Source organism: Ancylobacter defluvii, assembly GCF_018390605.1.
Classification (GTDB): domain Bacteria; phylum Pseudomonadota; class Alphaproteobacteria; order Rhizobiales; family Xanthobacteraceae; genus Ancylobacter; species Ancylobacter defluvii.
Map to the genome: position 1 here is coordinate 12,387 of NZ_JAHBGD010000002.1, position 21,026 is coordinate 33,412.

A 21,026-nucleotide genomic window follows, 5' to 3' on the forward strand; every position below is an offset into this window, starting at 1 on the left:
GAAATCATGTCGCGCGTGGCTTATGTAAACGGTCTGTATGTCCCGCATGCCGAAGCCGCCGTGCATGTGGAGGATCGCGGCTACCAGTTCGCCGATGGCGTCTACGAGGTCTGCGAAGTGCGTGGCGGCCGGATGATCGACGAGCGCCGCCACATGGGCCGCTTGCAACGCTCGCTGCGCGAGTTGCGGATCGTGATGCCGATGTCGCTCGGCGCGCTCGGCGTGGTGCTGCGCGAGACCATCCGGCGCAACCGCGTGCGCGACGGCATCGTCTATCTGCAGGTGACGCGCGGCGTCGCCCGGCGCGATCACTATTTCCCTGCGCCCGATACGCCGCCGTCGATCGTCGTCACCGCCCGCGCGTCGATTCCGGCGAAGGTACCGGCACCGGCAATCAGCGGAGCAGCCGTCATCACGGTTCCCGACAACCGCTGGGATCGCGTGGACATCAAGACCGTCGGCCTGCTGCCGAACGTGCTCGCCAAGCAGGCGGCCAAGGAGGCCGGCGCGCGAGAGGCGTGGTTCGTGCGGGATGGCGTGGTCATGGAGGGTGGGTCGACCAATGCCTGGATCGTCACTCAGGCCGGCGCCATCGTCACCCGACCGGCGGAATCCGGCATTCTGCGCGGAATCACCCGCACCGTGCTGCTGGAAGTCGCGAATCGACTTGGCCTGACAGTGGATGAGCGCGATTTCACGCTCGACGAGGCTTTCGCCGCCCGAGAGGCTTTCATTTCCTCGGCCAGCAATGTGGTGGTGCCGATCGTCAGCATCGACGGAAAGACCATTGGTGACGGCAAACCGGGGCCCGTCGCGCGTTCGTTGCGCGATTCTTTCTACGATGTTGCGGAATTTGCCCGGAAATAGCGCAAGACCCCTTCACAGACGAATGCATCTTGCGCGATAGGCTTGGTGTGCGATGTTAAAAGAGCATGCTGCCATTGCCGATCCCCGGACGGGAGAGGTAAAGGCGGCAGCCGCGCCGGCGCACCACACAAACAACGGATCAAAAAATCATGGCCGCGGAACGTACCCAAAACCTTCAGGACACTTTTCTCAACCACGTCCGCAAGAACAAGACGCCACTTACGATCTTCCTCGTTAATGGCGTGAAGCTGCAGGGAGTTGTCACCTGGTTCGACAATTTCTGCGTCCTGCTGCGGCGGGATGGACACTCGCAGCTGGTCTACAAGCACGCGATCTCCACCATCATGCCCGGTCATCCCGTCCAACTTTTCGAGCCTGACGAGACCGGCGAGAAGGGTTGAGCTTGGAAAGCAGGAACTCCCGGCGCTCGCCCGCCGGTTCCGGCGAGGGCCCCGTACCGACCGACGACCACAACGGCAACGCCACCCGCGTCGTCGTGCTGGTGCCTCATGTCTCGCGACGGCCGGGCGAGGAGGGGGAGCGCAGGCGCTCGCCTGACGCCCGGCTCGACGAGGCGGTCGGCCTCGCCGGCGCCATCGACCTCGATGTCGTCTCTGCTCATATCGTCGGCCTTTCCGCCGTGCGGCCCGCTACCTATCTGGGCAGCGGCAAGGTCGAGGAAATCGCAGAAGACGTGAAGGCGCACGAGGCGGGCCTCGTCTTTGTCGATGCGCCGCTCAGCCCGGTGCAGCAACGCAACCTCGAAAAGGCCTGGTCCGCCAAGGTGATCGACCGGACGGCTCTGATCCTGGAGATTTTCGGCCAGCGTGCCCGCACCAAGGAAGGCGTGCTCCAGGTCGAGCTCGCGCATTTGAATTATCAGAAGAGCCGGCTGGTCCGCTCCTGGACCCATCTCGAACGCCAGCGCGGCGGCTTCGGCTTCCTCGGCGGTCCCGGCGAGACCCAGATCGAAGCCGACCGCCGCGTCATCGGCGAGCGCATCTACAAGATCGAGCGCGAGCTCGAGCAGGTGAAGCGCACCCGCGCGCTGCACCGTGCCAGCCGCAAGAAGGTGCCTTACCCGGTGGTTGCCTTGGTCGGCTATACCAATGCCGGCAAGTCGACGCTGTTCAACCGGCTCACGGCCGCCAGCGTCATGGCGCAGGACCTGCTCTTCGCGACGCTCGACCCGACGCTGCGCTCGGTGAAGCTCGATACCGGCGACCAGATCATCCTTTCCGACACGGTGGGCTTCATCTCCGACCTGCCGACACAGCTGGTGGCGGCCTTCCGGGCGACGCTGGAAGAGGTGATCGAAGCCGACATCATCCTGCATGTACGCGACGTCTCGCATGAGGACACACAGGCGCAAGCCGCCGACGTCGCCGATGTGCTGCGTGGCCTCGGCGTCGATCCTGAGGACGACCAGCGGCTGATCGAAGTATGGAACAAGATCGATCGCCTCGACGAGGACGGGCGTACCCAGATCTTCAATTCCGCCGCCCGCCTCACAGGCGATGCGCATCCGATTCCGGTTTCGGCACTGACCGGCGAGGGACTTGATGAGCTCAAGCTGGCCATTGCCCACCGGCTCTCGCGCGATCGGGTGACGCTGACGCTCGATCTCGACCCGGCGGACGGGGAGGGGCTCAGCTGGCTCTACCGCCACAGCGAAGTGCTGGACCGCCGAAACGGCGAGAGCGGCACGCTGCATCTGGTTGTACGGGTTGCGCCGGACCGGGCCGAGAATATCGAACGCCGCTTCGGCGCCCGCCGCATCGCCGGGCGGCGCGGTGCCGCCTGAGAGCCGCCCCCTTCTTCACCGATACCTCCGCCCGAGATCCCCAGAGATGACGACGCCCACCCTCGCCGAGCTCGAAACGCTGTTCCATACGCGCCGGGCGACCATCGGCATCATCGGCCTCGGCTATGTCGGCCTGCCTTTGGCGCTGGTTGCCGCCGAGGCAGGCTTCTCCGTGATCGGCTTCGACATCAATTCGCGCCGCGTCGACGCGATCAACGCCGGCGAGCAGGTGATCCGCTATATCCCGGCGACGCGCATGGAGGCGGCGCTGGCCGGCGGGCGTTTCAAGGCCGCCACCGACTTCTCCGGGCTCGGCGACTGCGACGCCATCATCATCTGCGTGCCGACGCCGCTGACGCGCCAGCGCGAGCCCGACCTCTCCTTCGTTGCCGACACGACCAGGACCATCGCGATCACCCTTAGGCAGGGCCAGCTCGTGGTGCTGGAATCGACGACCTGGCCCGGCACGACCGTCGAGCTGGTAAAGCCGATCCTGGAAGCAACCGGCCTTGTCTCCGGCCGGGATTTCTTCCTCGCCTTCTCGCCGGAGCGCGAGGATCCCGGCAATCCCAGCTACTCCACCGCCACCATCCCCAAGGTGGTCGGCGGCGACGGGCCGGAGGCGGGCACGCTGGCGCAATTGCTCTACGGCCAGTTTATCAGCGCCGTGGTGCCGGTTTCGTCGACCCAGGCCGCCGAGGCGGTTAAGCTCACGGAGAACATCTTCCGCTCGGTCAACATCGCTCTGGTGAACGAGCTGAAGACCGTCTACGCCGCCATGGGCGTCGATATCTGGGAGGTGATCGAAGCGGCAAGCAGCAAGCCGTTCGGCTTCATGCCCTTCTATCCCGGCCCCGGCCTCGGCGGGCATTGCATCCCGATCGACCCGTTCTACCTGACCTGGAAGGCGCGGGAGTTCGACATCGAAACCCGCTTCATCGAGCTCGCCGGCCAGATCAATACCCGCATGCCCTATCTGGTGGTCGACCAGCTCGCCGAGGCGCTGGACCGCTATTTCGGCCATGGCCTTGCCGGCGCGCACATCCTGGTGCTTGGCGTCGCCTACAAGAAGAACGTCGACGACGTCCGCGAGAGCCCGGCACTGAAGCTGATGGAGCTGATCGACGAGCGCGGCGGGCTGTGCGAATTCCATGATCCACAAGTGGCGGCGCTGCCGCCGACCCGCCGGCATCCGCGCCTCAGCGGCAAGCAATCGATCCCGCTCGACGCCTCGACGCTTGCCGGATTCGACGCGGTGCTGGTCGCGACCGATCATGACGGCGTCGACTATGCGCTGGTGGCGGCGCAGGCCAAGCTGGTGGTCGATACCCGCAACGTCTTCGCGCGGCTTGGTCTTTCGCCGCAGCGGCTGGTCAAGGCCTGAAGCGGTTTGGCCGCTCAGCCGCCGATCTTCGCGCAGATCGCGGGATCGGCGACATCCGTGCAGGCAGGCCCCCGGCGGAAATCGTCGTAATAGAGCCGCCAGACATTGCCGTCGCCGCCGCGATAAGGACCGAACTTGAAATACATGTGGTCGCCGAGCTGTGGCCCCTCATGGCCGATCTTGCCTTCGATCGTGACGATCCATTCGCCATTGGCAACGACGTCGATCCGTCCGTCACCCTTGGGGCCGGGCTTCACCATGAAGACGTAGTCGATCCAGCCCGACCCGGCTGCCGGCAGCATACCGCGCGGCGTTACTCTGATATCCGGCGTGCAGCCGGTAAAGCCGGCCTCTTCCGGTCCCATCGCCCCCGGCTCGATGGCGATCAAGGTGCGGAATTGATTGAACTCGTCCGGCGGCGCGGCGATCGCCTCGCCGGGCTTGCAGCCGGTCGGCCGCTCCGGCGTGCCGATGGGAGCAAACTCGCCGGTGTCGGTGTCGACGGTGATCGCGACTCGCCCCTCCATAAGGCGCAGGGCAAGCAACGGGCTGTAGTCGCCCATCGCGCCAGGATCGATCTCGCGTTTCCACTGCATCATCACGTAGCGGTGGCGCTCGGTTGAAATCGGCTGGGCAAGCTGCATCGACAGCCCGTACCATGTCGGCTGGCCGTAGGGCACCAGCACCTCGGGCTTCTCCCAGATCTCTGCGCGCTCGCTGCACAGCTCGTTCTCTGGCTTGCACAACGGCCGCACCGATAGGTCGAGCGCCTGCTGGCCGCTGCGAACCACCTGAGACTGGAACACCACGGTTCCGGCGCTCTGCTCGCGGTTGTGCTTGTAGTAGAGGCCTCCTGCCGGCGTGAAGTCCTGTCCTTCGAACCCGTCGATGAGGGGAACATTCCTGGCCGGGTCGGCCATGCCCTGCGAGGTGAGCAGGGTTGCGAGCAGGGCAAGGGTCGTGGCAGTGCGCATGTCACTCGGACTCAATTGTCATGCTAAGATCATAAAGTGGTGAGGCCCTCGGCAAGCGGGCGGCGAGCACACCATTTGTAGCCGTCAGAGTACCCTTCAGCGAGAGAAGGCGCCAAGCGCGTTGTCGGTAAATTTTTTTCGTTACGTCTGGATGTACAGCCGGCGTGAGCAGCTCATTGTGCTGTTCTACGTGGTGGCGTCGCTGCCCTTCTATTGGTGGTCGCTCGACGTCCCAAAACGCATCGTCAATGAGGGCATTCAGGGCAGTGTCTTCGAGCATGGCGTAACCCAGGCCCGCCTGTTCGCCTTCACGATCTCGCTGCCCGATTTTCTCGGCGGCGGCAGCTATGTGATCTCCGACGGGCTGATGCTGGCCCAGCTGCCCTACCTCTTCGCGCTGAGCCTGGTCTTCCTCGCCCTCACGCTGATCAGCGGCTGGTTCAAATACGTCATCAATATCCGCAAGGGCGTGCTCGGCGAGCGCATGCTGCGGCGGTTGCGCTTCGACCTGTTCGGCCTGGTGATGCGCTTCCGTCCCGAGGACATCCGCACGACCAAGTCGGCAGAAGTCACCAGCATGATCAAGGACGAGGTCGAGCCGATCGGCGGCTTCTTCGGCGAGGCCTTCATCACGCCGGCGTTTCTCGGCACCCAGGCGCTTACCGCCATGGCGTTCATCCTGGCCCAGAACCTGTGGCTCGGCACGCTGGCCATCGGCCTGATTCTGGTGCAGGGCGTCGTCATCCCGCATCTGCGCCGCGAACAGATCCGCCTTGGGCGGGAGCGGCAGATCGAATCGCGTATCCTGGCGGGACGTATCGGCGAGATGATCGAGGCGGCACCGGCGCTGCACAATTTTGGTGTCACCGGCCACTCTTCAGCAGAGATCGGCCACCGGCTCGGCACGCTGTTCGATATCCGGTTGCGGCTCTATCGCCGCAAATTTGCGGTCAAGTACCTCAACAACCTGCTCGCCCAGCTCACCCCCTTCGTCTTCTACACGCTTGGCGGCTATCTCGCCCTCCAGGGCCAGCTTGACATCGGCCAGCTGGTAGCTGTCATCGCCGCCTATCGCGACCTGCCCACGCCGATCAAGGAGCTGATCGACTGGGACCAGCAGCGGGCAGACGTCACCGTCAAATATGAGCAGGTGGTCAGCCAGTTCTCCAAGGACACCCTGCTGCCGAAGGAAACCACAGAGCCGCCGCCGGTGATCCCTGCCGATGCGCCGATTACCGTGGTCGGCCTGCGGGTGGTCAATGGCCGCGGCCTGGTCCAGCTGGATCGGATGTCGGTCGCCCTCGACAGGCCCGGCCGGATCGCCTTCGCCGGTCCCACCGGAGGCGGACGCGACGTTCTGGCAAAGGTGATCGGACGTCAGGTTACCGACTATCAGGGCAGCGTGACGATCGGCAGGCACGAGCTCGCCGCGATGTCCGACCGCGAGGCCAGCAGCCTCATGCTTTACGTATCCAGCGAGCCATTCATCATGTCGGGCTCGATCCGCGACAACCTGACCCTGGCCTTGCGCCGCGCAACGCCGCGGCTGGATGAGCGGGCGCAGCTCTCCGCCAAGCAGCGCTACTGGCTCGAAGAAGCGCGCATGACCGACAATCCGCTGGTGTCGCCCGACGCCGACTGGATCGACTATGCTGCCATCGGCGTCTCAAGTCCCGCCGAAGTCGATACTGCCATCAGCAATGCGTTGCGCGTCGTGCGCGGCTATGACGAGATCTTTCGCGTCGGCATGTCGAGCCGCCTCGGCGACAATGTGCCGCCCGAAATCGCGGAGCAACTGCTGGCGGCACGGCCGGCAATGATCGAGCGCTTCAGGGAACAGGGCCTCGCGCAGTATGTGGAGGCTTTCCAGCCCGACACCTTCAACACCAGCGCGAGCATTGGCGAAAACCTGCTTTACGGCGTGGCGGTCGGCAACCGCTTCGCGCCGGAAAACATGGCCGCCGAACCCTTCATGCGTTCGATCATCGCGGCAGAAGCTCTTACGGCACCGCTCACCACGATCGGTATCAAGATGGTGGAGACAGTGGCGGATGTCTTTCAGGATCTGGCCCCTGACAACCCGCTGCGCGAGCGCTACTCCTTCATCGACAATGCCGAGATCGAGGCGGTGTGGCCGGAGGTGCGTTCGGCCTGGAATCGCGGCCAGCGGCGGCATCTGAGCGCACAGGTGCGCGACAAGCTGATCGGCTATGCGCTGATGTATGTCGAGCCGCGGCACCGCCTGAACCTGATCGACGATCGGCTGGTCGCCCGCATATTGCGGGCGCGCACCAGCTTCCGGCAATTCTTGCCGGCATCGGACGCCAAGGACGTGGAGTTCTACGACGAGGGGCGGCTGATGCCAGCGGCGTCGATCCGCGACAATTTGATATTCGGCCGCATGCGTTACGGGAAGGCGCATATGCGCGACAAGCTGCTCGCCGAGGTGGCCGAAGTGCTGAACCAGCACGGCCTGGAGAGCTTCGTGGTCTCGAAGGGCCTGGACCAGGAGGTCGGGCCGGGCGGGCGTTTGATCTCGGTGCAGCAGCGCGTGACGGTGCAATTGGCCCGCGCGATGCTGCGCCAGCCGGATATTCTCATTCTAGACGATGCTCTATCTAGCTTCGCGCCGTCGGAAGGCCATATGATCCTTCAGAACATCATGGATGCCATGCCGGGGCGGACCATCATCGTGACCCAATCGAGCGAAGACGAACTGTCGAGCTTCGACATGGTACTGAAGTTCGAGGGTGCTAAGTTCACTGGCCTGCAGCGAAAAGACAGTGCTCAGGCCGCTTCCGAAGCGGTGGAGCCGGTGCCGGCGGTGGCATCTGCATAAAGGGGATCGTGTTCCTCAGGAGGTTGGAAAATGACCATCGAGGACGAAGTCAGGTCGCTGCAGAAATTTCGCATGTTCCATCATGTGGAAGCGTCCAAGCTGAAGCTGCTGGCCATGGTCAGCGACCGGATCACCTTCCAGCGCGACGAGGTGATTTACGAGCAGGGCGCCGAGTCCGATGCGGTCTATATCGTGCTCGAAGGCCAGTTCACGGTATCGCTGCGCACGCCGGCCGGGGTGATCAACTTTGCCCAGCATGTGCGAGGCGCCATTCTCGGCGAGGCGGGCGTACTATGCGATCAGGTGCGCATGGTGACGATCACCGCCGAAACCCCGGTGGTGGCCCTGCGCATCGACCGCGACATCTTCCTTCAGCTGCTGAAAGAATCCCCGCCGTTCAATTTCGCCGTCATGCGTGAGCTGGGACGGCAGATCATGGACCTCAACAACATCTGCGCCCAGCTCGTGCAGCAACTCCCGCCGGGAGCGCCGGCAGTGGATGCCGGACGTAGCGTTGCCGAGCCGCAGCACACGCACTGACCCCTCAGATGGCCTCCCTCACCACGACCACCGGCAAGCCGGCACCCGAGAAGGTGCAGCGGGAATTCCGCGACCATCCTTGGGCGTGCCATGCGCGGTTGTGGTCGGGGATCATCCTTTTCACTTTCGTGCTGACCCATCTCGTCAACCATGCGCTCGGCATATTCGGGCTTGAGGCGATGGAGGTCGGGCAGCAATGGCGATGGCTGCTGTGGAAGTCGCTTCCCGGCAGCGTCCTTCTCTATGGCTGCTTTCTGACCCATATGGTCCTCGCCAGCCAGCGCATTCTGCGTCGCCACACCTGGCGCATGCCGCGCGACGAGGCCTGGCAGATCGTCTCGGGTCTGGCGATTCCGCTGCTGGCGGCCGGCCATGTGCTGGAAACCCGGGTGGGCGGCACCTGGTTTGGCGCGGATGAAACGTATCGCGCCGTCCTGTCACGGATGTGGCCCACGCTGGCCCTGTGGCAGACCATGCTGCTGCTGGTCGCCTGGACGCATGGCGTGGTCGGAATCCATCATTCCCTGCGCTATCAGAGCTGGTATCCGCACTGGCGGGGCACGGCCCTGATCGCCGCTATCATCGTGCCCTTGCTGGCGCTGGCCGGTTTTGTTGCTTCGGGGCGCGAGGCGGCGGCGAAATTCGTGAACCCGACCCCGATGAGCGCCGAACAGCGAGCCGGCCTCGATCGCGCACGGATGATGCTCGACAGCGGTCTCGGAGCGTTTGGCATCGGGCTCGCCGGCCTGATCAGCTTCGCTTATGTGCGGCGGCGCTCGCGTGCCACGGTGACCATCACCTATCGCGGCTTCGGGCCCGTGCAGGTGCCGCGCGGGGTCTCCGTGCTGGAGGCGAGCCGTATGCATGGCATTCCGCATCCTTCGACCTGCCGCGGGCGGGGGCGATGCTCGACTTGCCGGGTGCATATCCTGTCGGGTGCGAAGGGCCTGCCGGATATGTCGGGGCCGGAGCGGCTTCTGCTTTCCCATATCGGTGCACCCGAGAATGTACGGCTCGGCTGCCAGTTGCGCCCCGATCACGACATCGGCGTGAGGGTGTTGATGCCGGTGCTCGGTCGCCCCACCGCCGACGTCGATGGCGATGCGAACGAATGGGCACTGGAACGGAGTGCCACGGTCCTGTGCCTCGACCTGAGGGCGTTCAGCACGCTGACACAGAACCGGCTTCCCTATGAAATCGCCGTGCTGATCAATCGATTCGCTGCCGAAATGACCCAGGCGGTGGAGAGCCATGACGGACATGTGGACTTGATGTATGGCGACGGGCTGCTAGCGGTGTTCGATGCCGACGAGCATCACGTCGGCGCCGGTGCGCGGGCCGCCTTGAGTGCGGCGCGCGACATGAGCCGGGTGCTCGACCTGCTCAACTCGGAAATGCGCGGGGCCCTGCCGATTCCGATCCGGGCCGGCATCGGCATCCATACCGGACCGGTTGTCCTTGCTCGCATCGGCGACGGTTTGCAGAACTCGGTCATGCGTGCCATCGGCTCGACCGTCGCCTTCTCCGTCGGGCTGGAGGCGGCTTCCAAGGAATTCCTGGCGGATTACGTGATCTCGACCTCGACCGCTGAAGCGTCCGGCTATGACTTTACCGATCACAGCGTTCGCGACGTGGTGGTCGACACGCACAACACGACAGTGCCGGCCTATGCCATTTCCGACCGCGCGGCGCTGGACAAGATCATGGCGCGCCCTGCTATGCTGAGGGTATTGAACAAGGCCGGAGTATAGACGCGTGGCGCCTACGACGCCTTCCGATGTCCTGCGCATCGAAGATCTACGCATCTCCTTCGAGATGCATGGCCATCTCAACGAGGTGGTGAAGGGCGTCTCGCTGCGCGTGCCGGCCGGACGAACGGTCGCTCTCGTCGGGGAATCGGGATCCGGCAAGACCGTCATTTCTCAGGCCATTATGGGGCTGCTGCCGCGCAACGGCGTCATCACGCAGGGTCGTATCCTGTTCAGCGATCCGATCAAGGACGGCAAGACCCTTGATATTGCCCAATTGCCGGCCGACGGCACCAAGATGCGCAAGCTTCGCGGCGGGCGCATCGGCATGATCTTCCAGGAGCCGATGTCGTCGCTTTCGCCGGTGCACACCGTCGGCAGCCAGATCGAGGAGGCGCTTCAACTTCATCGCCCGCATCCGCGCAAGGAGGCGAGGGCGGTCACCGAGAAGATGCTCGGCCTGGTCGGTTTCCGTGACCCGTCGCGCTCCTATGACCGCTACTCGTTCGAGCTTTCCGGCGGCCTGCGCCAGCGTGCCATGCTCGCCATGGCGCTCATCTGCCATCCGGCCCTGCTCATCGCCGACGAACCCACCACCGCGCTTGATGTCACCATTCAGGCGCAGGTGCTCAAGCTGATGAAGGAGCTTCAGCGCGATATCGGCATGGCGATCCTGTTGATCACCCATGATCTCGGCGTGGTCGCCAACATGGCCGATGAGGTGGTGGTGGTCTATCGCGGCGAACTGATGGAGGCCGGAACGGTCGACGACATCTTCCGTCGGCCATCGCACCCCTATCTCAAAGCCCTTCTGAAGGCGTCGCCGGACTTCGACATGAAGGAAGGCGAGCGCCTGGTGGCGCTGCGCGAGGTCGCGCCAGTGGTTCCGACCCGGAAGAAGCCGAGCTACGAAGGCAACAGTGCGCCGTTGCTGAGCGTGCGCCATCTGCGCAAGACCTATGGCTCCAAGAGCGGCGGCAGCGTGTTGGCGGTCGACGATGTGAGCTTCGACATCGGCCGCGGGGAATGCCTCGGCCTTGTCGGGGAGAGCGGATCTGGCAAGACCACCGTCGGCAACATGATCATGCGGGCGCGCAAGGCGGATGCCGGCGAGATCGTCTTCCATGGCGAGAAGGCTCCGGTGGATGTGCTGGGTCTGGATTCCCATACGCTGAAGGCCTTCCGCCCACATATGCAGATGATCTTCCAGGACCCGGTCAGCTCGCTGTCGCCACGCATGACCGTGCTCGACATCATCCGCGAACCGATGATCATCCAGGGCAAGGGCGACGCCGCTACCCAGAAGCAGCGAGCGGTCGAACTCATGCACGCCGTCGGTCTCGACCCCCGTTTTCTCAACCGTTATCCGCACAGTTTTTCCGGCGGCCAGCGTCAGCGCATCGGCATCGCCCGTGCTCTGGCGCTCGACCCGGACCTCATCATCTGCGACGAGCCGGTCTCGGCGCTTGACGTCTCCGTGCAGGCACAGATCCTGAATCTTCTCAAAGACTTGCAAGCATCTCTTGGGCTGACGTACCTGTTCGTTTCGCACAATCTCGCCGTAGTGCACTATATGGCCGAGCGCATCGCTGTGATGGCGCGCGGCCGCATCGTCGAGATCGGGCCGCGGCAGGAACTGTTCCGCAACCCGGCACATCCCTATACGCGGTGCCTGCTGAAGGCTGTGCCGCTCCCGGATCTCGACCGGAGGCTCGATTTCGATGTCGCCATGGCCGGCGGCACCGCTTCAGATCCGGCGAGCTGGCCAGCCGAGTTCCGGGACGTCGAGGGCGGCTCCCTTCGCATGATCGATCTCGGCAACGGACACAGCGTGCTGGCAGCGGAGCGCTGCACCGCCCACGATATCGCTGTGCATAGGGGGCATCATGCGGCGCAGTAACATACTGGCTCTGATGCTGCTCTTGGTTTGTAGCAGCGTCGCTGTGGCGGCACCGGGGCGGTATCCGCCGGAACCGCCTTTGCTGCGTACCGATGTCGACATCAACCAGATGCCGGCCCTTGCCGACCGGTTGCCGGATCATCCGCGGGTCATCGACGTCGCCGGCATGGGCCGCGAGCCCGGCCGTTACGGCGGCACCATGCGCATGCTGATGGGCGACCAGCGCGACATCCGCGCCATCAGCATCTACGGCTACACCCGGCTGGTAGTGTTCGACACCGCCGGCAAGATCGTCCCCGATATCTTGGAGAAGGTCGACGTCGAGGATGGCCGTATATTCACCCTGCATCTGCGCAAGGGGCACAAATGGTCGGATGGCTGGCCCTTCACCAGCGAGGATTTCCGCTATTTCTGGGAGGACATGGCGAATAACGAGCGGCTGAGTCCGGGCGGCCCGCCTATGCAGCTCTATGTCGACGGGGAGATCGCCAAGTTCGAGGTTGTCGACGAGACGACCGTGCGCTTCAGCTGGAGCAAGCCCAATCCCTCGTTTCTGCCGGCACTTGCCGGTGCGCAGCCGCTCGAAATCTTCGTGCCGGCGCATTATCTGCGCCAGTTCCACCAGCGGTACGCCGACCCGATACGTCTCGGCGCCATCATTCGGCAGGAGCGGGTAAAGGACTGGGGGGCACTGCATGATCGTATGGCACGCTCCTACCGGCCGGAGAACCCGGAGCTGCCGATGCTAGGTCCCTGGATCCCGCGCACCAAGCCACCGGCAGAATTCTTCGTCTTCGACCGCAATCCCTATTTCCATCGCGTCGACGAGCGCGGATGGCAGCTGCCCTATGTGGATCGGATCACTATCTCCATCGGCACCTCCTCGCTTATCCCGGCGAAAGTCGGCGCGGGCGGATCGGACCTTCAGGCGCGCTATCTGCGGTTCGACAATTACACCTTCCTGAAAGAGGGCGAAGAACGCGGCAACTACACCGTTCGCCTGTGGGAGCGCGGGGAGGGCTCCTATGTCGCCATCTTCCCCAATCTCAACGTGAAGGATCCGAGCTGGCGGGCCGTATTGCGCGACGTTAATGTCCGGCGCGCATTGTCGGTCGGCATCAATCGGCGCGACATCAATCAGGTGATCTTCTTCGGGCTCGCCCACGAGGGGGCCAACACCATCATCCCTGGCAGTGCGTTGTATGATTCAAAATACGACGGCGCCTGGGCGCAATATGATCCGGCGCTCGCTAATCAGCTTCTCGATGCCGCGGGGCTGGCCAAGCGCGATGATGACGGCATTCGCCTGCTGCCGGACGGCCGACGCGCCGAGATCACCATCGAGACCGCCGGCAACAGCACCGAAGAGACCGACATTCTCGAGCTCGTTGCCTATGATTGGGAAAAGATCGGCATCAAGCTGTTCGTGCGCGCGACGCAGACCGATCTCTTGAGGCGTAGCGTCAGCTCCGGCAATGCGATGATGTCGGTGTGGCCTGGCATTGATAACGCCATTCCGGGGCCGGACATGGCGCCCGACGGCCTCTCTCCTTCGAACTCCATGCAGTTTCAGTGGCCGCAATGGGGCCAGTTCGTCGAAACCGGCGGCCAGGTGGGCGAGAAGCCCGACCTCCCGGCGGCGCAGGAATTGATCGACCTGCAGCAGCGCTGGCGTCAATCGGTGACGACCGAGGAGCGGCAGGCCATCTGGCAGCGCATGCTACAGATCAATGCCGACGAGGTATTCACCATTGGCATCGTCAACCGCGCCTCGCAGCCGGTGGTGGTGTCGAACCATCTGAAGAACGTTCCCGAAGTCGGTATCTTCAGTTTCGAGCCCGGCGCCTATTTCGGAGTCTACATGCCGGACACCTTCTGGTTCGACAATGCCGGTAAGGAATAAGCGATGCTGCGCTATATCGCTCGCCGCATCCTGATCATGATACCGACGCTGCTGATCACCAGCGCGTTGATCTTCACGGTGATGCAACTACCGCCCAGCGACTATTTCGAGACCTATGTCGCGGAAATGGCGGCGCAGGGCGAAAAGGCCGACATGAGCCGCGTCGAATTCCTGAAGAAGGAGTACGGCTTCGACAAGCCTTTGATAGAACGCTATTTTCTCTGGGTGACCGGCTTCGTGCAGGGCGATTTCGGCTATTCGTTCGAATATGAAATGCCGGTGAGCGATGTCGTGGGCGAGCGTCTCGCGCTCACCGTGCTGGTGTCGTTCTGCACCATCCTTATGACTTGGGTCATCGCCTTCCCGATCGGCATCTATTCGGCGACGCATCAGTACAGCTGGGGCGACTACGGACTGACCTTCATCGGCCTGATCGGCATCGCCGTGCCGCATTTCCTGCTGGCGCTGATCTTCATGTATTTCGCCAATGTGTGGTTCGGCCTGTCTATTGGCGGCCTGATGGACCCGGTCTATTTCAACCAGCCGATGAGCTGGGCCAAGGCGCAGTCAATCCTCGCCCATCTGTGGATCCCGGTGCTGATCATCGGTGCCGGCGGCACCGGCTCGATGGTACGCGCGATCCGGGCCAATCTGCTGGATGAGCTGCAAAAGCAGTATTATATTACTGCGAAAGCCAAGGGGCTGCCGCCGGGCAAGGCCTTGGTGAAGTACCCGCTGCGGATGTCGCTGAACTTCTTCGTCTCCCACATCGGCGACGTGTTGCCCTCCATCGTCTCGGGCTCGGAACTCACGGCCGTGGTGCTGTCGCTCCAGACTACCGGCCCGCTGCTGCTGCGCGCCCTGCAAAGCCAGGACATGTATCTCGCCGGCTCGTTCCTGCTGTTCCTCTCCTGCCTCACTGTGGTCGGGGTGCTGATCTCCGACATCCTGCTCGGTTTCCTTGATCCCCGCATCCGCCTGCAGGGAGGTCGCACGAAATGAATCAGTCGGTCTCCCTGCCGCCGGCCGGCGCGCCACTGCCGCATTTCGTCGCCGAGGGTGTCTTCGATCCCCAACAGGCCGACAAGCTGACCAAGGCGCAGGAGCGGGTCTATCTCGCCTCGCAGCTGACGCTGATGTGGTGGAAGTTCCGCAAGCACCGGCTGGCGCTCGCTTCCGGCATCTTCCTGATACTGCTCTATGCCTCGATCCTGATCAGCGAATTTCTGGCGCCGTATAACTACCAGACGCGGCATACCGACTTCATCCGCACGCCGCCGCAAAGCGTGCACCTGTTTCACGAGGGACAGTTCATCGGGCCGTTCACCTATGGATTGAACGCCACGCTCGATATGAGCAACCTGAAGCGCAACTACAGCGAAAACACGCAACAGATTTTTCCGGTTCGCTTTTTCTGTCGCGGTGACAGCTATCGCTTCTGGGGCTTGTTCGAAGGAAATCTCCACCTCGTCTGTCCGAGCGAGGGCGGCACCCTGTTCCTGCTCGGCACCGATCGGTTGGGGCGAGACATGCTCTCGCGCATCATCTTTGGTGCCCGAATCTCGCTCACAATCGGGCTGATCGGCATAGCGGTCAGCTTCACGCTCGGCATCGTGATTGGCGGCCTTGCCGGTTATTATGGCGGCCTGTTCGATCTCCTGGTGCAGCGGACCATCGAGGTCGTACAGTCGCTGCCAACCATTCCGCTCTGGCTGGCGCTCTCCGCCATCATGCCACCGAGCTGGAGCCCGATCCTGGTCTATTTCGGCATCACTGTGATCCTCGGCCTGATGGACTGGACCGGCCTTGCCCGCGCCGTCCGCTCCAAGCTGCTGTCGCTGCGCGAGGATGACTATGTCGTCGCCGCCCAATTGATGGGAGCGGGTACGCCGCGCGTCGTGTTCCGCCATCTCGTGCCTGGCTTCATGAGCCACCTGATCGCATCGGCCACCATTGCGATCCCCAGCATGATCCTCGGCGAAACCGCCCTCAGCTTTCTCGGCCTCGGCCTGCGGCCGCCGATCACCAGCTGGGGCGTGATGCTGAACGAGGCGCAGAACATCAATATCGTCGTGCTGTATCCTTGGCTCATACTGCCGGTGGTGCCGGTGATCGCCGTGATCCTCGCCTTCAACTTTCTGGGCGACGGGTTGCGTGATGCCGCAGATCCTTACCGGTAAGTCGGCCTATGGCTGGACCGTCTCGCCTGGAGAAAACCCTTTTTCGGCTGCAGTCGCAGCACGCCTGCCTTGCCTGGGCTTTCGAGGAAATTTCCGGGCGCGCAGGCCCGGTGATCGAGCTCGGCCTCGGCCTCGGACGGACCTTCGATCACTTACGCAGAAACCTTGGCGACCGAGCCATCTACGTGTTCGATCGGGTCAATGCGGCCTATCCGGAGTGCCAGCCTGATCCTGCTCTCCTCTTCCTCGGGGAGATCGAGGAGACCCTTCCAGCCCTGCACCAAAGCCTGGCGGGCAAGGTTGTGCTGGCCAATTCCGACCTTGGTTCCTTCGACAGGGAATCAAACCACCGCGTCGCCGACATGTCCGGGCGCTTGCTGCCGTCGGTCATGGCGCCCGGGGGCATCATCATGTCCGACCTGCCGCTGAATCTTGGTGGTTTCGAAGAGGTGGACCTTCCACCCGGGGCTCAACAGGGCTGCTACTATCTCTACCGCCGGGCCGGCTGAGGCACAGCAACTTCAGCCCTCGGCAAGCATCTCCGGCATGCCGACGAAGCGGACCGTGCCGGAAGCGAGCAGCCGGCCGACGATCTCGTCGAGGAAGCGCTCGATCCAGCCCTCATGCACCAGATGATGGGTAAGCAACCCGATCGGCTCCAATGTTCCCGCTTCGGCGGCCAGTTCCTCCTCGACCAGGCTCGCCAGACGATCCAGCAGAATGCCCTCGTCCACGAGGCCGCCGCCATCCCGCCAGGCGATCGGATCGAAATGGGTATTGATCTGCAGCAGCTGAGGGCGCGCATAGCGTGCCTTCCGTCTTTGATAGGTCGATAGCGCGCGAAAGCCACAGCCGGGCAGGGCGGTCACGAAGCCTGGATCCACCCGGTTCCAAGGCGGCACGAAGACCGGTGCCGCCTTGCTGCCGAACAGCGCTTCCACGCGCTTCAAACTTTCTCCCACCTGCGCCGCCATTACGGCGACCGGGCGATGCCCGCCGAACTCCGCCTTTTTCTCACCGGCGGGAGCGTAGCTCCTGTGGCTCCAGCCATGCACCAGCACATCGACCATGCCGAGGGGCTCGACATGACGCACCAGTTCCAGCGTTGCGCGCGTCGGTATCGTTGCCAGCGCAATGGGTATGTTGAGGTCGATCGCGCGGCCGAGCAGGCGATCCAGCGCGGCGCTGGGCACACCGGCATCGTCGTCGCGCCACCAGAAGCGCAACTGCCGCTTCATCGTCTCGGCACGAAGCAATGCGGCGTCGAGTCGATCAAGCGCCTTGCTGCGGGCGGTCGCGCGCCCGGCGAATTCGTCGACCAGCTCCACTGCGCGGGTGGCGCCATGACGCGCGATTCCGGACCAATCCGGGCGGGGTTGCCCCAGCAAATCCGCGGCCGTCGCCGCCAAGCGATCGCCGTCGATCTCTTCGGTTGGAATGACACGCGCAAGGCCGCGCCGCTCCAGTTCGGAAGCGCGCAATGTCTGCTCGCGTTCGCCCCCTTCGGCAAAGGGCACCAACAATGCGCGAGCCCCGGCAGCCGCAAGGTCCAGCACCGTGTTGTAGCCGGCCTGGCTGATCGATAGCGCCGCCCGGCGCAGCAGCAACGGAAAATCCGGGCGCGCACGCTCGACGATCAGATTGGCCGGCGCTGCGGCCCTGAGTTCGGTGAAATCCACCTCGGGAACACCTTGTCCGACCAGCAGGCGCCAGCGCCGTGCCGGCAGCTTGGCGGCGCCGGCGAGCGTGGCCCGTGCCAGCGGCAGGCCGGCCGTCGAACCGCCGCCGGATACCAGGATTTCGTCGCAGCCATCCGTGCCTTCATCTTCAGAAAGACGGCCTACATCATGGAGATAACCAGTATCTGTGACGCGTCGCATCAGGTCCTTCGTGGCAGGCCACGAGGCCGAAAGTGGCACGATATCGCCGTCGCCATGGAACAGCACACCGTCATAGTAGGCCGTCAGCCTCGTCAGCGCGCTTTGCGCCTTTTCCGGCTTCGATGGCGGGTTGAGCACGTCACGGATCGAGCAGAGCACCGCCGGACGCGGAAGCTGTCCCTGGGCCCTTTGCAACACCGCTTCGAATTCGGCCGTCAGGCTGCGGCGACCGAACGGAAACAGCTCGGTGATCAACACATCCGGACGCGCCCGGTCAAACGCATCGATCAGTACCTCGGTGCGGCGGGCAAGATAGGCGTCGTCGACCGGTCGGCCGTCCGGCATCAGCAACCTACCGAAATCGGCACCGATGCAATGTAGAGGCGGCAACTGGACGACATCGCAGCCATCGATGCGCACCGTCGAATTAGGTCGCCCGCCCGACGCCACCACTGTCCGCCATCCCTCCGCCGCCAGCGCCCGGCCGAGCGCCGCCATCCGCGCCAAATGACCGACGCCGAGCAGGTGGGTGACCACGATGAACGCCGTGCGGCCGGTCATGACGGAACTCCGGACGGGGAAGCAGGCAGGGAAATTCCGACCTCGATGAAGGCCTGCCGAACCGCTGTCATTGCCGGGGCGAGGTTGCGCTCATTCGCGACGAAATGCGCGGCGGCAACTCCCATCAAGGTACGACGCCCCGGATCATCGATCAGTTCGATGAAGCAGGCCGCCAGCGCCGCAATATCGCCCGGCGGCGCGAGGCGGCCGGTCTTGCCGTCGCTTATCACGTCGGGAATGCCGCCATAGCTGGCGGCTACGCAGGGCAGACCATGCGCCTGCGCTTCCAGATAGACGGCACCAAAGGCCTCGTTCACTCCCGGCCAGATGAAGAGATCCGACTCGGCCAGCAAGCGGCTGAGCACCGGCCGCTCGGAAACCGCCCCTAGGAAGCGCACGCGGTCGCCGAAGGCCGCGAAGAGAGCCTCGACCTCGCCGCGCGCTGGTCCATCGCCGACCACGGCCAGGCGCCATGGACGATCCGCCACCCGCGCCAGCGCATCGGCAAGCTGGCGATAGGAGGCGAGTTTGTCGCCCTCGCGCATCATCGCCACGGTGATCAAACGAATTTCTTGCGAAGACGCTGTCGGACGTGGAGCCCCAGCCAGCGGCCACTCATCGAGATCAAGAAAGGGGCGTAGATCGACGAGGCGTTGATGCGACGGCCGCAGGGCCTCGAGCATCGCACGATCATGTCGGGTCGGGGTAAGTACGAGATCGGCGCGATCAATCGCCGCCTCGCTGAGCCGATGCCCCTCGGCATAGAGCCCATCGGCCCTTTTCGGGGCCCGCGAGGCTTCTGCGATGACATAGGGCACGCCGAGTGTCTCGGCGAGGGCAGGGCCGATCAGGTCCGGCGCCTTGTAGTAGACGTGGTAGGTAAAGACGCAGGCGACCGGGTCGGCGCCGGTTTGTTCTGCGAGAATGCGCTCGACCTCACGGCCGGCCTTCTTGCGCAGGCTATCCCAGGCAACCGATGATGGGGGTACTGTGAGAGTTCGGAGGCCGGAAGCCAACTGCACCTCATAGCCCAGCCGTCCCAGCAGCTTCAGGAATAGCCGCGCCACCGTCCGCTCGCCCGACGGAACCAGATGATCGGGCGGCTTCAGCGGCGCGAGGAACAGGATCCTCATGACCGCGGGCGAGCGGCGGCGAACGGCCCCATTAACTCGTCCAGCCGCGAAATGCCGGCCTCGAAGGAAAAAGCGGAGATCAGGCGTTGATAGGCCGCCTGTCCCAATCGCTGCCGCTCGGCGGGATCGGCGATGAGCGTCGCGAGAGCCTCGGCTAGTTCCACCGGGGCCTTGGGCTGCACCAGCACACCATTGACGCCGTTCTCGATGAATTCCGGTACGCCGGCGAAATCGGTAGAGATCGCCGGCAAGGCCTGCGTCGCCGCCTCCATCAGCACGTTGGGCAGGCCATCCCGATCACCATCGCCGGCCGGACGGCTAGGCAGCACGAAAAGGTCGGCTTGCCGCATCGCCTCGACGACGGCACCCTGCGCCTGGCTGCCGCGCCACTCGATGCGCTCGGTGAGACCAAGCTCGGCAGCCCGCGCCTTCAGCGTGTCAAGCAATTCGCCGCCGCCGATGTGAACGAGCTGCCAGTGCAGGGCAGGGGGCAATCGCCCCAATGCAGCGAGAAGGTCGTCGAACCCCTTCTTTTCCACCGCACGGCCAACCGCCAGCAGTTGAACCGGCCGCGTGGGGTCGCTGCCATCAACCGGCTCGCGGCTATCCGGCGGCTGGGGAAAGCGCGCGAGGTCGAGGCCGTGATAGACGAGTTCCACCCGCTCACGAGTGCCGGGCTCGGCCACGCGTCGCAGCTCCGACCAGCCGTCACGGGTGCAGGTCACCCCCCACCGCGCGCCGGCGATCTTCTCGCGACGCTCCCAATCGGGCGTCGTCCAAATATCCTTGGCATGCGCGGAAAACGAGAAGGAGCGGTCGGTCAGGATGGCCGCGTAGCGGGTCACCGAAGCAGGCGTGTGCAGGAAATGTACATGCAGGTGGCGGATGGCGGGATCGACCTCGCGCGCCAGCACCAGCGCCTGGCCGAGGCGACGGACACGGCTTGCCGAAAAATCGCGGGCAAGATCACGCAGGAACACCGGCAGCAACGCCCGCCAGTTCAGCCGCCACAGAACATGGCCAAGCCCGCGCATCACCCGGCGCGGATCGTCGCGCAGATATTCCGGCAGATAGAACAGTCGCGCCGTGATCTGCTCGTGCATGGGATGACGGTAGCGATCGGTCGGACGCCGCAGCGACCAGATGTCGAAGACATAACCGGCCTGTTCCAGCGCTAGAATTTCCTGGGCGATAAAAGTTTCCGACAGACGCGGATACCCCTTGAGAACGATGGCTAGGCGAGGGGAGGTGCCCTCCCCGTGCGAAACCGGCGCCAGGCCAGCGCCGTCTTCACGCAACCGTGCCTGCATGCG

Annotated in this window: 16 protein-coding genes; 12 read left to right on the top strand and 4 right to left on the bottom strand. The window is 64.1% G+C overall.

All coding sequences use genetic code 11. From position 1 onward, the window contains the following. Window positions 1–6: 6 nt before the first annotated feature. The 4 genes from KHC24_RS00060 to KHC24_RS00075 all read left to right on the top strand — a co-directional run bounded on the left by KHC24_RS00060 (window position 7) and on the right by KHC24_RS00075 (window position 4,055). Window positions 7–867 (top strand): D-amino-acid transaminase, encoded by an 861-nt coding sequence (locus tag KHC24_RS00060; protein ID WP_213358416.1) that lies wholly within the window; start codon window positions 7–9, stop codon window positions 865–867. A 149-nt stretch (window positions 868–1,016) separates the two neighbouring features. Next, on the top strand, window positions 1,017–1,268 hold the full coding sequence (hfq, locus tag KHC24_RS00065) for an RNA chaperone Hfq (RefSeq protein ID WP_213351732.1): 252 nt from the start codon (window positions 1,017–1,019) through the stop codon (window positions 1,266–1,268). A gap of 2 nt (window positions 1,269–1,270) precedes the next feature. Continuing rightward, a complete protein-coding gene (hflX, locus tag KHC24_RS00070) occupies window positions 1,271–2,671 on the top strand; it encodes a GTPase HflX (protein WP_373878572.1) in 1,401 nt (466 codons plus the stop codon). A 46-nt stretch (window positions 2,672–2,717) separates the two neighbouring features. Continuing rightward, complete coding sequence (locus KHC24_RS00075) at window positions 2,718–4,055, top strand: nucleotide sugar dehydrogenase (RefSeq protein ID WP_213358418.1); 1,338 nt, start codon at window positions 2,718–2,720, stop codon at window positions 4,053–4,055. A 14-nt stretch (window positions 4,056–4,069) separates the two neighbouring features. On the opposite strand, the gene KHC24_RS00080 is transcribed toward KHC24_RS00075, so the two are convergent. Further along, the gene (locus tag KHC24_RS00080; RefSeq protein ID WP_246545951.1) at window positions 4,070–4,975 is read right to left on the bottom strand and encodes a polysaccharide lyase family 20 protein; all 906 of its coding nucleotides are present in this window, start codon (window positions 4,973–4,975) and stop codon (window positions 4,070–4,072) included. A 205-nt stretch (window positions 4,976–5,180) separates the two neighbouring features. On the opposite strand from KHC24_RS00080, the gene KHC24_RS00085 reads away from it, so the two are divergent. The 8 genes from KHC24_RS00085 to KHC24_RS00120 all read left to right on the top strand — a co-directional run bounded on the left by KHC24_RS00085 (window position 5,181) and on the right by KHC24_RS00120 (window position 16,648). After that, a complete protein-coding gene (locus KHC24_RS00085; RefSeq protein ID WP_213358420.1) occupies window positions 5,181–7,868 on the top strand; it encodes an ABC transporter ATP-binding protein in 2,688 nt (895 codons plus the stop codon). A gap of 30 nt (window positions 7,869–7,898) precedes the next feature. Continuing rightward, on the top strand, window positions 7,899–8,408 hold the full coding sequence (locus KHC24_RS00090) for a cyclic nucleotide-binding domain-containing protein (protein ID WP_213358421.1): 510 nt from the start codon (window positions 7,899–7,901) through the stop codon (window positions 8,406–8,408). A gap of 128 nt (window positions 8,409–8,536) precedes the next feature. After that, entirely contained in the window at window positions 8,537–10,159 is a 1,623-nt protein-coding gene (locus KHC24_RS00095; protein WP_213358422.1) for an adenylate/guanylate cyclase domain-containing protein, read from the top strand. A 64-nt stretch (window positions 10,160–10,223) separates the two neighbouring features. Then, window positions 10,224–12,056 (top strand): ABC transporter ATP-binding protein, encoded by a 1,833-nt coding sequence (locus tag KHC24_RS00100; RefSeq protein WP_213358826.1) that lies wholly within the window; start codon window positions 10,224–10,226, stop codon window positions 12,054–12,056. After that, window positions 12,040–13,959, top strand: a complete 1,920-nt coding sequence (locus KHC24_RS00105; protein ID WP_373878576.1) for an ABC transporter substrate-binding protein — start codon at window positions 12,040–12,042, stop codon at window positions 13,957–13,959. Before KHC24_RS00100 ends, KHC24_RS00105 begins: the two co-directional genes overlap by 17 nt. Before the next feature lie 3 nt (window positions 13,960–13,962). Continuing rightward, window positions 13,963–14,961 carry an ABC transporter permease gene (locus KHC24_RS00110; protein ID WP_213358424.1) on the top strand — a complete coding sequence of 333 codons (999 nt, stop codon included), beginning with the start codon at window positions 13,963–13,965 and terminating at the stop codon, window positions 14,959–14,961. Continuing rightward, window positions 14,958–16,139 carry an ABC transporter permease gene (locus tag KHC24_RS00115; RefSeq protein ID WP_213358425.1) on the top strand — a complete coding sequence of 394 codons (1,182 nt, stop codon included), beginning with the start codon at window positions 14,958–14,960 and terminating at the stop codon, window positions 16,137–16,139. The genes KHC24_RS00110 and KHC24_RS00115 overlap by 4 nt, the downstream gene beginning before the upstream one ends. Before the next feature lie 8 nt (window positions 16,140–16,147). Beyond that, window positions 16,148–16,648: a class I SAM-dependent methyltransferase gene (locus KHC24_RS00120; RefSeq protein WP_213358426.1), complete on the top strand. Its 501-nt coding sequence runs from the start codon at window positions 16,148–16,150 to the stop codon at window positions 16,646–16,648. Window positions 16,649–16,660: 12 nt separating this feature from the next. Here the strand turns inward: KHC24_RS00120 and KHC24_RS00125 are convergent, their stop codons facing one another. Genes KHC24_RS00125 through KHC24_RS00135 form a run of 3 tightly spaced genes read right to left on the bottom strand, consistent with a single transcriptional unit; the run spans window position 16,661 to window position 21,023 of the window. Continuing rightward, window positions 16,661–18,580, bottom strand: coding sequence for a glycosyltransferase (locus tag KHC24_RS00125; protein ID WP_213358427.1), 1,920 nt, complete (start codon window positions 18,578–18,580; stop codon window positions 16,661–16,663). Beyond that, window positions 18,577–19,713: a glycosyltransferase family 4 protein gene (locus KHC24_RS00130; RefSeq protein WP_213358428.1), complete on the bottom strand. Its 1,137-nt coding sequence runs from the start codon at window positions 19,711–19,713 to the stop codon at window positions 18,577–18,579. The genes KHC24_RS00125 and KHC24_RS00130 overlap by 4 nt, the downstream gene beginning before the upstream one ends. Beyond that, window positions 19,710–21,023, bottom strand: a complete 1,314-nt coding sequence (locus KHC24_RS00135) for a glycosyltransferase family 4 protein (RefSeq protein WP_213358429.1) — start codon at window positions 21,021–21,023, stop codon at window positions 19,710–19,712. The genes KHC24_RS00130 and KHC24_RS00135 overlap by 4 nt, the downstream gene beginning before the upstream one ends. Window positions 21,024–21,026 lie beyond the last annotated feature (3 nt).